This window comes from Paenibacillus taiwanensis DSM 18679 (genome assembly GCF_000425125.1).
Lineage (GTDB): Bacteria > Bacillota > Bacilli > Paenibacillales > Paenibacillaceae > Paenibacillus_B > Paenibacillus_B taiwanensis.
This window is the reverse complement of the sequence record NZ_KE384307.1, coordinates 148,217-162,089: the sequence shown is the minus strand read 5'-3', so window position 1 is coordinate 162,089 and position 13,873 is coordinate 148,217. Positions and strand designations below refer to the sequence as shown.

Annotated in this window: 11 protein-coding genes; 3 read left to right on the top strand and 8 right to left on the bottom strand. The window is 47.3% G+C overall.

What is annotated here, in order from left to right:
* Positions 1-18 precede the first annotated feature (18 nt).
* From H509_RS0114640 to H509_RS0114630, 3 genes are all read right to left on the bottom strand, one after another.
* Entirely contained in the window at positions 19-420 is a 402-nt protein-coding gene (locus H509_RS0114640) for a phage structural protein (protein ID WP_028545745.1), read from the bottom strand.
* A gap of 65 nt (positions 421-485) precedes the next feature.
* Entirely contained in the window at positions 486-1,484 is a 999-nt protein-coding gene (locus H509_RS0114635) for a DUF3383 family protein (protein WP_028545744.1), read from the bottom strand.
* On the bottom strand, positions 1,484-1,957 hold the full coding sequence (locus H509_RS0114630; RefSeq protein ID WP_028545743.1) for a phage neck terminator protein: 474 nt from the start codon (positions 1,955-1,957) through the stop codon (positions 1,484-1,486). The genes H509_RS0114635 and H509_RS0114630 overlap by 1 nt, the downstream gene beginning before the upstream one ends.
* Before the next feature lie 274 nt (positions 1,958-2,231).
* On the opposite strand from H509_RS0114630, the gene H509_RS0114625 reads away from it, so the two are divergent.
* A complete protein-coding gene (locus H509_RS0114625) occupies positions 2,232-2,702 on the top strand; it encodes an ArpU family phage packaging/lysis transcriptional regulator (protein ID WP_028545742.1) in 471 nt (156 codons plus the stop codon).
* Positions 2,703-2,910: 208 nt separating this feature from the next.
* Here the strand turns inward: H509_RS0114625 and H509_RS0114620 are convergent, their stop codons facing one another.
* Positions 2,911-4,539: an ABC-F family ATP-binding cassette domain-containing protein gene (locus H509_RS0114620; RefSeq protein WP_028545741.1), complete on the bottom strand. Its 1,629-nt coding sequence runs from the start codon at positions 4,537-4,539 to the stop codon at positions 2,911-2,913.
* A 470-nt stretch (positions 4,540-5,009) separates the two neighbouring features.
* Here H509_RS0114620 and rsgA point away from each other — a divergent pair, with 470 nt between their 5' ends.
* On the top strand, positions 5,010-6,326 hold the full coding sequence (rsgA, locus tag H509_RS0114615) for a ribosome small subunit-dependent GTPase A (protein ID WP_245596095.1): 1,317 nt from the start codon (positions 5,010-5,012) through the stop codon (positions 6,324-6,326).
* A 217-nt stretch (positions 6,327-6,543) separates the two neighbouring features.
* Here the strand turns inward: rsgA and H509_RS25440 are convergent, their stop codons facing one another.
* Positions 6,544-7,578 carry an MBL fold metallo-hydrolase gene (locus H509_RS25440; protein WP_051287188.1) on the bottom strand — a complete coding sequence of 345 codons (1,035 nt, stop codon included), beginning with the start codon at positions 7,576-7,578 and terminating at the stop codon, positions 6,544-6,546.
* Between the two features lie 562 nt (positions 7,579-8,140).
* On the opposite strand from H509_RS25440, the gene H509_RS0114605 reads away from it, so the two are divergent.
* Positions 8,141-9,277, top strand: coding sequence for a virulence factor (locus tag H509_RS0114605; protein WP_028545739.1), 1,137 nt, complete (start codon positions 8,141-8,143; stop codon positions 9,275-9,277).
* 48 nt (positions 9,278-9,325) lie between these two features.
* On the opposite strand, the gene H509_RS0114600 is transcribed toward H509_RS0114605, so the two are convergent.
* From H509_RS0114600 to H509_RS0114590, 3 genes are all read right to left on the bottom strand, one after another.
* Positions 9,326-11,299 carry a methyl-accepting chemotaxis protein gene (locus H509_RS0114600; RefSeq protein ID WP_028545738.1) on the bottom strand — a complete coding sequence of 658 codons (1,974 nt, stop codon included), beginning with the start codon at positions 11,297-11,299 and terminating at the stop codon, positions 9,326-9,328.
* Between the two features lie 275 nt (positions 11,300-11,574).
* Positions 11,575-12,717: an ABC transporter permease gene (locus tag H509_RS0114595; protein ID WP_028545737.1), complete on the bottom strand. Its 1,143-nt coding sequence runs from the start codon at positions 12,715-12,717 to the stop codon at positions 11,575-11,577.
* Positions 12,714-13,871 (bottom strand): ABC transporter permease, encoded by a 1,158-nt coding sequence (locus H509_RS0114590; RefSeq protein WP_028545736.1) that lies wholly within the window; start codon positions 13,869-13,871, stop codon positions 12,714-12,716. The genes H509_RS0114595 and H509_RS0114590 overlap by 4 nt, the downstream gene beginning before the upstream one ends.
* Positions 13,872-13,873 lie beyond the last annotated feature (2 nt).

Sequence of the window (13,873 nt, the reverse complement as noted above, 5' to 3'; positions counted from 1 at the left end):
CTTCTTGTGTTAAAGGTATTACACTGTATGTGTATATTTCAGCAATTGAATTTCAAATTCACGGTCTTCCAACTCAGAGCCAAAGGCAGCCGTCGGAAGTTTTTTCATGATCGCTTGTGCACTACCAATGCGTTCGCGCGGTTCATTATGGGATACGACCCAAATATCAAATATTTTTTTCTCGCGCGCTAACTGGTGAAGCTTGGTCAAATAGGGAGAAGTGGACATCAAGGTTAATTTGATCGTACCTAGTGGATTGTTCTTATGAGCGATCGCAACTTCACCATGTGCACCAACATGCGCTACAGACATGTCCTCATCCTTTTCGCAGGATACAAATGTATTCTCACCAAACCCCGTAATATATTCGCCATTGACGATAACTGACACATTTTTTGCATCGTAAATACCCATAATCATGAATAAACACCATCCTCTTTTTTTGCTAATATAAAGCCTCAATACTTTTTGCCCTTATGCCGGACTTAGAAACGAATAACACCTTTGACCAGCACTTGATGCACGGCACCTGCAATCTCAAACCAGAATGAACCGCCTTTATAATTGCGATTAACGCGATCTCCTGGCTCCACCTGATCTCGCAGCAGGAACGAAGTACCAAACAACGGCTCGCCGCTTTCATCCTCCGCGATTATTCCCATACGAAAGGCTTCATGCAGCACATTCACCACTGCACTCTCGATTTGGGCAATACCAGCATTTGTATACGGAATCTTATCGGATTGATTAAGCAAGTTTTGAATCTGAGCTTCCATGCGAGCACGTACAAAATCACGAGACATAATAACGTCGATATACTCGCCAGATACGGTCTTTCCTTCCGATGTTCGTGCTTCACCTTGTTTATTTACATATGTAATCGCACCATTGTCATGCACCTCCAGCAGTTGAGTAGATGTCAGCTTCAATGGAGAAATACCCGTGCAAATTTTGAACTTCCACGTAACCGAACCTACATCCTCAGAGCCAACCGCACCTACCAATGCCGCATCGGGATAAGTTGCAGCATCCGTATGGTAGAATACGACCGTTCGCGTGTACCCCTTGGCTTTAAGCACTTGCAGCTTGTTTTTGTCTGCAATACGAGTAACATACAAGCGGTAGTCTTCTTGCTCTAACACTTCAGCCAGCGCCTCTACAACAGTCGTACTGTTATCCGCTGAAAGAAGGAAATACCAGCTATTATCCAGCACAGCACGCAGACGTGCAGCAGGTTCCTCTGTCTCATCATGAGCTGTAATGGCAATTCGTTTTGGGGAGCGGTCTCCCTGACCAAACAACGCTTGCGCCATCTTATATTCGGTCGTTGTTTCTGCAAATTCAACTTTTACAGCGTCGAGATCACCGAACTCTTTATAGGCAAACCCGCCGGCCTTTTTACCGAGAATCAATGGTGTCGCCAAAGACAACCGTCCTGTCGGCTTTTGTAAATCGATCGTTACTTGCACGTCTTGTACTGTCATTAATCATCCACTCCCTTTTTTTCTGTTGAAGTCAATTCAACCTTGTCAATCGACGTAAAAGAACGCACAAAGCGATCTTTCATTCGCAGCCTCACTTGAAGACCAAGCCCGGCATGAGGATCTGTCTTCCATTGCGCAGGGCTAATTCGAACCATCGAGACCGATAACTTCGCCAGATGCTCTAGTCCCTCGGTCCACAACCAGCCCAGCATATCCCGACAGCCTTCTACCATTTCCATGCGGTCGTCACCGCAAATGAGCAGCTGCCATTCCATCTCCACAAGCTTCTCTACATCTCCAGTTCCCGTATCTACCGGATGTGGGCTGCAATCGATATAAGGCTCTGTCACATCGTAGACGAGTAATGGCAGCGTGTTATTCGTGCGCAGCGAATCCATGCTAACTACAGGCAGCTTAAGGGCTTCCCCCATAGGTACAATCCATTGCTGGACGATGTTGCGGTACGCAATCAATGCACATCACCTCCTTTGCTAACATCGCAATCTACCAACTGAACTTCACTCCACGATCCAAACAAGCTAGATGAGAGATCATTTCCCTGTGCTCACGATGTCCACGTTAATAGTATAAAACACCGAACGCATGTTTGGTTTATTGCTTTTTGCTAGTTTCTTTTTGATTTCTTTTTAATATTTATAAGAACATTTGTTCTCTTTTTGTGGTATAATAAAGATACCTGCCCACGGTGTTCCATAGTTCGGATGGAAATGAAGGAGGACTTGCCTGATGATGATATCAACTTATTTTATGGAGATGCCAGAAGAGGAGCCGCTCAATGCAAAGCAAGCTAAAGCGCAGATTGAACAAGTGTTTTCCAAGTATAGAATGTGCAAGGTGATGAAGTTTACCGTGCGTGAAGCACGCATTACGGCCAATTATGAAGCAAGGGAGAACGGAGCTACGAATCGGATTGGCGATCCTACATCTGCCATCGCCATTCACAATATGGACAAGGCGAACGAATGCCTCGCCTTCTGCGGGCTGATCGAATCCATCGTCGATGAGTTGGAAGCGGATGAGCAATTGCTTATCCGAGAACGATATATGAAGGCGGCACGAATGACTGACACGAAAGTATACAGCTTCTGCTTTGACCCGCCAATCAGTGCGGTCACATATGGCCAGATCCGCAAGCGGGCCTTTGTTAAGCTGCTCCATGCGTTTCAATACGCACTGAACACCTCACGATCTACATAGATTTCCGCATGTTCCGTTAGACATTCCACTTGCATCAGTGAAGCAAGCAGACAGCAAGGGGACTTCCCAATAGAGAAGTCCCCTTGCTGCTATTTATGCGCCTGTGACTGCTATTATTACGTCACTTACACGTCTTTTAACGTCACACGTATGCCATAAAGAAGCGCGGACCGTCCTTAACAGACAATCCGCGCTTCTTATATATACTTTATTTCTCTTCTGCTGGATACAAATTCGCACGTAAACCTTTGATCTCATCGCTCTCCAAGTACTCATCAAACGTAGTTACACGATCAATGACACCATTTGGTGTAATTTCGATGATGCGGTTAGCTACCGTCTGTACGAACTGATGGTCATGCGACGTAAACAGCATCGTGCCGTCAAAGTCGATCAAACCATTGTTAAGCGCTGTAATGGATTCGAGGTCCAAGTGGTTCGTTGGCTCATCAAGCAATAACACGTTGGCTCCCGTCATCATCATTTTAGACAGCATACAACGTACTTTCTCGCCCCCGGACAATACGCTGGCTTTCTTCAGCGCTTCCTCACCAGAGAACAACATACGTCCTAAGAAGCCACGCAGGAACGTCTCGTCCTGATCCTTCGAATATTGACGCAGCCAATCTACCAGATTGTCTTCCACACCGTCGAAGTATTCGGAGTTGTCTTTAGGGAAATACGCTTGCGAAGTTGTAACACCCCATGTGAATTCGCCTGCATCTGGCTCCACTTCGCCCATCAGAACTTGGAACAATGTCGTTTTCGCCAGACCATTTGGTCCAACAAGCGCGATCTTATCCCCTTTATTGACAACAAGATGCAAGTTCTCAAACACTTTCTCGCCGTCGACAGACTTCGTTAATCCTTCGATGGTCAAAAGTTGCTTGCCTGCCTCACGTTCGGATTTGAAGTTGATAAACGGATACTTGCGGCTCGATGGACGAATATCGTCCAACGTAATCTTGTCGAGCATTTTCTTACGAGCCGTCGCCTGCTTCGATTTCGAAGCATTGGCGCTAAAGCGTTGAATAAACGCTTGCAGATCTTTAATCTTCTCTTCCTTCTTCTTGTTCGCGTCGCGCACCAGCTTCGTAGCCAATTGGCTCGACTCGTACCAGAAGTCGTAGTTACCCGCGTACAATTGAATCTTACCGAAATCGATATCCGCAATATTGGTACATACTTTGTTCAAGAAGTGACGGTCATGGGATACTACAATAACAGTACCTTCATAGTCCATCAAGAAGTTCTCCAGCCAGTTAATGGACTCCAAGTCCAAGTGGTTGGTAGGCTCATCGAGCAGCAAAATGTTCGGGCTGCCGAACAACGCTTGCGCAAGCAAGACACGAACCTTCTCGTTGCCGTCAAGCTCAGACATCAGCTTCTCATGCAGCTCTCTTGGAATACCAAGACCGATCAGCATCGCTGCTGCATCCGACTCCGCTTCCCAACCGTTCAGCTCTGCAAATTCGCCTTCCAGCTCGCCTGCACGCATGCCGTCTTCTTCAGTGAAGTCCGTCTTCGCATAAAGAGCGTCCTTCTCTTTCATAATGTTATACAAGCGTTGGTGACCCATAACAACGGTCTCCAGCACTTTGTTCTCGTCATATTCGTAATGGTTCTGTTTCAACACCGACATACGGTCGCCAGGTGTAATATGAACTTCCCCGCTATTGGCTTCAATTTCACCAGACAATATTTTCAAAAATGTTGACTTGCCCGCCCCGTTCGCGCCTATCAGACCGTAGCAGTTGCCCGGAGTGAACTTAATGTTAACGTCCTCGAACAGCGCGCGCTTGCCGTAGCGGAGCGTGACGCCTGTTGTACTAATCATGGCATTCCCGTCCTTTGTAACAATTATAGGTTTCCAAGCGATTATTATAACATACCTGTAGAAAATATGCATGCGCGGACAACGGATTGCATTGTAAATTTCGGTTTCCAAGGTCAGGAAGTTTGGATATAATAAGGGCATGAAGGGAACGCCTCAAGAGATTCCATTTCATATCTCATTATGAACCTGAAGAAAGCGAGGGATGTTATATGGTGAAATTATCCATTGTATGTGACGTTCGGGAGGTAGGGTTCATCCGATAGCCGTGTATTCGGCATTTCTGCAATAGCTGATCCATTAAGCCATTAAGCACCTGTGTGGAAAGGTGTGAACCCCGTCTGCTCCCGAACTTGTTCACTGTCGCTTAGTCGTCCGTGTCACTGCAAGTTCACAATCGAGGAGAAGACGTTAGATCGACTTAAAGCTGTTCGTTGGCTGGCGTCTTCCTACCTAATAGGGAGAATACAGACTTGAACAATAATTATAGTAATCAATCAAATGAAGACAGCACGTTATCATCACGTGCACATATGATCAATAGTAAGTATGAATCAGCATCCATCATGGATCATACAGCTGCCGAGGCTGCTAATTTGGCGGCAATGGAGGCGATCGCCTCCGTTAGCGATAGGCTTTCGCAGCCTCCTTCACCAAGCTGGACCAGCCTGAGCTCGCTAGGCTGGGACGAGTCGTGGTCAGCGAGCTGGACCACGTGGCTCGCGGAGCTGAACGAAGCGGTTGCGCGCCGCTTTGGGGACTCGCTTGTGCCAGCGCGAGTGGCGCTTGCGCACAAGCATTTGTACCGGGTGTACGGCGAAGCCGGCGAATGGCTCGCAGAGCCGTCCGGCCAAGCGCGCGCGGCTATGCTTATGCCAAGCGATTGGCCAGCCGTGGGCGACTGGGTAGCCGTCGCCCCTCGCCCTGCCGAAGGGCGGGCCACGATTGCCGGCGTGCTCCCGCGGCGCGGCGTGTTCGCCCGCAAGGTGGCCGGCGGCCGCAAGGACGCGCAAGTGATTGCGTCCAACGTTGACATCGCGCTGCTAGTCACCGCGATGACGGTAGATTTTGAGCCGCGCCGCTTGGAGCGGTATGCGGCTCTCGCCTACGACAGCGGTGCTATGCCGCTTGTTGTACTGACGAAGGCCGATGCCGTCACAGATCCGGCCGATGCAGCGGACTACGTCGCACAAGCGATGAATGCTGTACCTGGCGCGCAAGTGTACACTGTCTCCTCCTTAACGAATGAAGGGATCGCAGAGCTGAGAGCCGCCCTTCCCGCCGGAAGTACGGTAGTACTAGTAGGCTCATCAGGTGTCGGCAAATCTACACTCTCGAACGCCTTATCTGGCACTGAGCATATGCTGACACAAGATATACGCGAAGGTGATGGCAAGGGTCGCCACACCACTACGCATCGTGAACTGCTGCCGCTTGCACATGGTGCTTGGCTGATTGATACGCCTGGCATGCGTGAAGTCGGCCTCGTCACGCTGGAAGGCAATGATGGCCACGGTTTGTCCGATGCCTTCGAAGATGTGGCGGACTTCGCTGCCGCATGCCGCTTCACCGACTGCGAACACCAACAAGAGCCAGGCTGCGCCGTACAGCAAGCCATCGCAAGCGGCGAGCTTGCGGCAGCCAGACTTACGGCCTACCGCAAGTTAGAGCGCGAGTTCGCCTTCATGAAGCGGGCAGAGGATGCCCGTGCACAGCGCGAGCACAAGAGCTCAAACAAGCAGCTTGCACGTAATTATAAAGCTGCTGTGCGTCATAAGAAGCAGCGTTAATAATAACCGATCAGACACTCACATTAACGCTCGCGTTTGCGCCGATCGTTCACACCTGCTACAAATCCGCATCTCAATGCGGATACAAAATCGGATACAGACTCGGATTTGGATTCAAACTGTGTCTACGCCATGTTGTGTTAAGCCCTAAATAAACTATAGGCCGCACCTCTTGATCTTCAATCAGAGGCGCGGCCTATTTATTTCATAAGAAACATTATCTTTTTCTAAGCAGCGACTTATCCACTGCTCCCTGTTGAGCCACTTTTTGTTTTGTTTCATATACGCACTGCCTATTCTCAACTTGACTCAGGTCACACGTCTCACCCAAGGCCATAAGACGTACCCGTTCTTCATCAATCCCAAGACGCTCCCGCTCAGCCAACAGCCGATCAATGGCTTCCTTTGGCGTATCGTCTGCCAGCTTAAAGGCCCCGTAATGCATGGGCAGCATCAACTTGGCCTGCACATCGATAAAAGCTTGTAATGCCTCTTCAGGCGTAACATGCTGTGCCCCCATAAACCATTCAGGCTCGTATGCCCCAATTGGCAGCATCGCTATATCGATGGCAAAGCGTTCACCAATCTCCCTAAAGCCGCGGAAATAACCACTGTCGCCCGCAAAGTAAATCGTCTCCTTCACTTCACTACACAACGCATCCACATATTCAAGCACAAAGCCGCCCCAATGCGAACGGTTCGTGTCCGTCAACGTCCGTCGTGTCCAATGCTGTGCGGGCACAAATGTAATACGAACGTCACCTACGGTTGCTGACTCCCACCATTTTAACTGAATCGTGTTCGAGAATCCTTTTCGTTTCATCTTGGAGCAAAGCCCTGAAGGGACAATGACTAGCGTATTGTCAGTGGCAAGCTGCCTTAATGACTTTAGATGCAAATGGTCATAGTGAGAATGTGAAATCAAAATCACATCAATAGACGGCATCTGTTCAATCGGGATTCCCGGTTCAGTTAGACGCTTTTGCATTGCCATCGATGACGCCCATATCGGATCAGTCACCATATTTAAACTTCCCATTTGCAACAGAAAGGTCGAATGGCCAATCCAAGTTGCGGTAGTGTCTGTCCGATTCGTAATCAGACGTTGCATGTCTGGCTGAACATGGGGCACTGCATAGGAGTAGTCCTTATGCTGCAAGCGTACTTTCCGTTCTGTCCGCCAACGTTGGAATTGTTTCCACGTCTTTTCTGTCATAATATTGTCCATATTTCGATATTGTTGCCGCTGCATATAAGCCCACCTCATCATTAACCAAATAACTGGACCAAATGACACGCCTACTTCTACTCACGAGGATACGTCTTATTTATACATGTCATCATGTTATTTAACTCTACGCACATCCCAGTTCTTTTCTTCCATCTTGAGTATATTCTATGTGGTGGTGCGTTTTTGTCGAATGTTAGTCATACCGTGCTGTTATCATGCTGTTACCCTGCTATTTCCCTGCCACTTCCGCCACAGCTTCTTATGTCCTGTCTCCCCTATTAAAAGCTCGCTTTATATTAGAGTGCTTCTTTTCATCACGTGGAGCTTGCCTCATCAGCATTTCTTTTTAGCCTTTTTAGTCTATTCGGTCTATTCATTGTCTTCAGTTACCGCTTCTTACGTCATCATAACACCAATGAGGTGACCACACCAATAGAAGCCCTTTTCGCTTGCAGCACCGCAGCACCGACGTGGACGGAGTCTCTTTACTCTGTTTACCCACCTTATTATTAGGTGATTCATTGAGTGGTAACGTCGAATCATGTAAAATGGAAATACCTGCTTCACTAAAGGAGGAAATGGAATGCAGCTATTACGTATAGAACCAACCCCAAGTCCGAACTCGATGAAGCTTCACTTGGATACGAATCTGCCTGATGGAGTAAGAAGAACCTATACTCTACAGCATAAACATAATGCGCCTGCGCTCATTCAGCAATTATTAGAAATTGATGGCGTAAAGAGTATTTTTCATACTGCCGATTTTATCGCACTTGACCGTAAACCCCAAGCAGATTGGGCCGGTATATTGGCTCATGTGCAGCAGGCATTCGGCTGGTCCAAGGATGCTGCTCAAGCCGAGTTGGATGAGAATGCGGCATACAGCTTTGGGGAAGCGCAAGTATATGTGCAGTATTTCCGTGCTATACCGATGCAAGTTCGAGTACAAGGCGACGGCAAGGAAGAACGAATCGGTCTGTCCGCGCGCTTCTTAAATGCCGTGCATGAAGTAGCGAGCGCCACACTGATCAAAGAACGCAAGCTGAGCGATTACGGGATTCGTTATGGAGAGTTGGCTGACATTGCAAGAGAAGTCGAACAAGAACTGGAAGCAACTTACTCAGACGACCGCCTGAAGTCCCTTGTGGAGCAAGCAGTTGCCAAGAAATCAGAAGAAGCTCCATTTGTAGAGGAGCGTAAGACATGGGATGAAGCTACGATCCATCGTATGCTGACAGATGCGGATTGGCGAACGCGGTACGCTGCGCTAGATCAGCTGCAAGCCACGGAGGAGCACCTTACGTTGTTAGGTCAATTGCTTCATGACCCGCAAAGCCAGATAAGACGGCTCGTTGTTATCTATTTAGGTGCTATTAATACGCCTTCTGTACTGCCGTATCTGTTCACAGCACTAACAGACAGTTCAGTTAGCGTCCGCCGCACTGCAGGGGATACGTTATCTGATATTGGTGATCCTAGTGCAATAGAGCCGATGAAAGCAGCACTGCAAGATAGCAACAAGTTAGTTCGCTGGCGCGCTGCCCGCTTCCTTTACGAAGTCGGCGATGAGCAATCAATCGAGGTACTTACCGCTGCACTTGATGATACCGAATTCGAAGTCGCCCTTCAGGCACGTATGGCGCTTGAACGAATTCAATCGGGTGAGGAAGCTGCTGGAACGGTGTGGCAGCAGATGGCACGCTCGCGGCAAGACGAATAATAATAAAGGCCCTATCTCATATAGTATCACATGAGACAGGGCCTTTTTTTAAAGCTTGTATGAAGTGGCGATTTGCTGCAACTGCTCCGCAATACTCGCCAAATGGTTTGCGGCAGAGGCCACATCCTCCATTGCAGCACTTTGCTGCTCACTCACAGCGGCGACTGTTTCCATCTCCGCCGAGACACCATTGGTCATTTCAATCGATTCGTTAAACGATGTCATCATCGTTTGATTAGCATCCGTCAAATGCTCACTAATGTCAGCCAAATGTTTCATATTAGTATTCATGGACTGCACGGCAGCAAACATCTCCGATAAGCGTCCCGTGACTGATTGAGTCAATTCCTGACCAACTGCGATGGATTCCGCCCCATCTTCCATTGCACGGGATACGGACACTGTGCGCTGGCCAATTTCCTCAATAATCGTCGTAATCTGATCCGTCGCTTCGCCTGTCTGTTCCGCCAGCTTTCGAACTTCACTCGCTACAACCGCAAAGCCTCTGCCATGTTCACCAGCACGCGCTGCCTCAATAGCCGCATTAAGAGCGAGCAAATGCGTCTGCTGTGCCAAATGTTGAATAAACACTACAATTTGTTGAATTTGAACCGACTGCTCGTTCAGCAAGTTCACTTCTTGAAGCGAATGCTCGGATCGCTCTTGAATAGCCTTCATCTGCGTGTTCACTTCTTCAATCGAACGCTGTCCTTCCACTGACCATTCATTGATATGAATAACATCAGTTGTTGCGGTATTGAGCAGTTGAACGACACGCTCAAGCTCTGCTTCCGCTTGCTGTGCCATCTGATGGACATGGGCAAGCTGCATTCCTGTGGCATTTGAACGAGAATTCACTTCTTGTAAAGAAGCAGATACCTGCTGAATCGACGCTACATTCTCCTCCGAATTGGCAGAAAGCTCCTCCGCAGATGCGGCAACAGTATCAGAAGCTTCTCTTAGCTGCATCATCATGTCAGACAATGATTCAGCCATTGTGTTCACATTTTGCTCCATAAGCCCTACTTCGTCCGTACGATTTTTTCCGATCTCAAGACGTGTGGACAAGTCTCTAGCTGCGATGCTGCCGCTTAGACGCTGCACTCTTACAATTGGCTTAATGACGTAGCGGGTCATTGCCAACGAACACAACCCAATACATACAAGTAAAATAACTAAAAACACAGCTGCTCTCGTATAAATCACATTCGCATATTTTGTAATATCCTGCTCTGGAACTACGGACACGATATTTAATCTTAAAGGATTATCCTTGTTAAAAGACACAAATGCACTTTGTTCTCCTTGCGTCAGGTCAAACGTACCACTTTTTGTACCAAGCATCGCTGCAAACTGTTCACCTTCCAGCTTGTCTCCTGATTTCATCCCAGGATAAGCAATGACTTGATTTTTTAAGTCCAGCAGTCCAATATAACCACTTTCCGCCACTTTAAATTGGCTAACCATCTCAGCAAGACTATGAATACGAATATCCAGTGCAAGGACATCGTCCGCCGTTCCCACTTTTTTAGAAAACGTAATGACGATGTCCTTTGTCATATAATCCTGATAAGGTTCCGATATAAATAATTTACCCGGATTCTCGATAGCCTTCTTGTACCATTCCCTTGTAGTTGGATCGAAGTTGATGTCTGACGAGCGGTCACTATCATAAAATACCCCGTTTAGAATCGTATACGCCGACAAAATATCATGATTGTCTTTAGCCATGCCTTGCAATCGGTTCAACAACACCGATTTGTTCTGCATCAGACTTGCACGATCCTTCTCCAGACTGTTGATCATGTATTCAGCATCTTCATAAATGTCGCCTAGCACCTGTTCAATCGTTACTTTCATCTGATTCGCTTCATTCCGAATAAGCTCGCGAGTATGGCCTGCAGATGTTTCCGCAAGTCCGTACACCAAGCCCATTGTCGGAAGTACAATCAACACGATAAGCATAAGGATAATTTTCAATCTTAGCGATTTGCGTATACTACGAACCCAACCGTAATTCATGATGTGCCTCCTCGTTGCTCCAAGTCCTGAAATTACATATTTTCTTACCTTTATCGGTATTTGGGGCTTACTAATGAATACTTACAACACGATTAAGCTTCAGGTAAATAGTGGTGAAATTACCATACACCTAAAAGAGTCTCTGCTCTTACTTGCGTAACCGATTTCAGTGGAGTTATCTTCCATCCCGCTTCAACCTAAAAAGACCCTCGCAGCGCGAGGATCTAAACAAGGAGCATGGTCTTAATTTGAAACAAAACGGCTGCTTTCACGCGTTAGGCCACACTTCTATACGACGGACGCAGAGCAACAGAGCCGATGCCAAGAAAAATAATCGTAAACAAGAGCAGTACACCCGCGTGAATCATAACTGACGCCAAGCTTCCGCCTGCTGCTAATTTTTCAATCGCATCCAGCGCCCAGCGCTGCGGAACAAAATAGGAAACCTTTTGCATGTATGGCTCCATAACGGATATTGGCCAGTAACACCCTCCAAGCATACTCATGGGTATCACAAGCACAAACCCAATTTGAGCAAATGCCTCTGATGTCGGAAACAGTGCGCCAAGCATACAGCCAATGCTTAGTCCCGCCCACAAAAATAATTCCAAAAACATAAATTGTTCGATGCCCGACAATCCCATATCAATACCAACTAGCACCCTCGTCAAAAATAAGACGATCCCGATCTGGATGGAGCCATACACAACCGCCCCTCCAAAATATCCGACAGATATTTCCCACGATCGAACTGGAGCTGCATACGTACGAATCATCGTATAGTTTTGCTTATCCTCTAGCATAACAACAATCGAGTTTAATCCCGTCATTAACATAAACATCATAAACAGTCCCATGGAGATTCGTAAATTGATCGGTATTTTCTTACTGTTATCCAGCTTCTCTACTACAGGCTTATGGTTTAAGTAATCGTTTATGCCCTGCTCGACGTGCGCTTGCTGATCCAACTTGCCGGATTGCGCCAATACTGCTGCCAATGCAGCCCACTCGCGGGTTTGCTGCTCCAAGGCCAATTGAATTGTCACGCTGCTTTCACTTACACCAAGCCGCATTAATCGTACACTCGGCGTTTGACCAGACATCAGACGATCACCGTAATCTTGAGGAATGAGTAAAGCATGACTCAGCTTTCGATCCGTTAATTTGGCTTCCATTAAGTTGGCATCAGACTCGGCTGACAATTCAAACGATGCGCCTAACTGCTTAAGGAGTGCTTTAGACCACACGCTTCCATCCTGATCCACATAGGAAACTGTCGGCTTCGCTTGCTGCTGCTCGTGCACTTGAAACATAATAAATGCGACTAGACAGGAAGGCAATATAAATGTAAACACCCACGAACGTTTATTCATGAGCAGCCGGTATATGAAGTGACGCGCAATATGAAAAGTGTTCATCGGACCACCGCCTTTCGGTGAAGAAAAAATGAGATGACGGCAATAACTCCCGTCATACATGACAGTTTAAGCACTGATGCATATATTTGCGCTGCGCTTTTCCCCATCATCATATCGAGCAAAGACTGCATCCCCCAATAAGGAATCGTAAAAACCCCAAGTGATTCTTGTATGGATGGGATCAAAGCGTATCCCCCACTAACTGCAACCATCGAAATGATTAAGGTTTGCATAAAGGCAAACATCGTTTGCTGATTTTTGAACCATCCTACTGCCAGCAAGCCTATACAAAGGGAACAAAAAACAAGCAATACCGTAACAGCCGATATAATCCCCCATCCCCCGTGCCATTCGACTCTAAACACGAAGCGGGATACGATCACGATGACAGCGCTTTGAGCTAGACCCACGATAAAATGGCCAAGCATCTTGCCAAGCGCAATCTGATACGGTCTTATAGGAGCGGCCATCACACGCATTAACGTTCGATTTTCCTTGTCTTTATACATCGATGCGCCGAAGCTCATCCCTGAATACATTAAGAACATAACGAGTATAGATACGGAATAGTATTGCATCGCACTAACTGAACGACTAGCTGTTGTGCCCACCACAACACCGCCTGTATCATTTGGTGCACTGACAGCCTTTGTTGATCCGTACGCTATTTTTTTATGCGGCTGTAAGGAGGCTGCTGTTTGAGCAGTGCCGATTTCACTAACAAAATAATCAAACAATGTATCCATTGTCATATTAACAATGGTATCGTTGCCTCTTATGGTCACCAGCTTAAGAGGCACTTGTGCTGTCACCTCTCGAGCAGGCACGATTATACCATAGTCAATCCGCTGGTCCCTTAACTCCGTCTCAAGCTCCTTACGATCCACATAGCGCTTAAACCCCGCATATTTGCTCACTTGTTCATTTTTTTTCCAAGCATCAAACGCTGTATTTAATGCTCCTGTATCCTGTTGAACGACACCTACTTTTACTACCCTGCTCTCACGTTCCGTCTGCTGAAAAGCATCCATCCCCGACAAGGAAGAACCGAGAATAAAAATAAGCAGCAGCGGCATTAAAAAATTACGAACAATCGATCCTTTATCACGGTAGCGAAGCGCCAACTCATGCCGTGCAATGGTCCATATCGTCACCT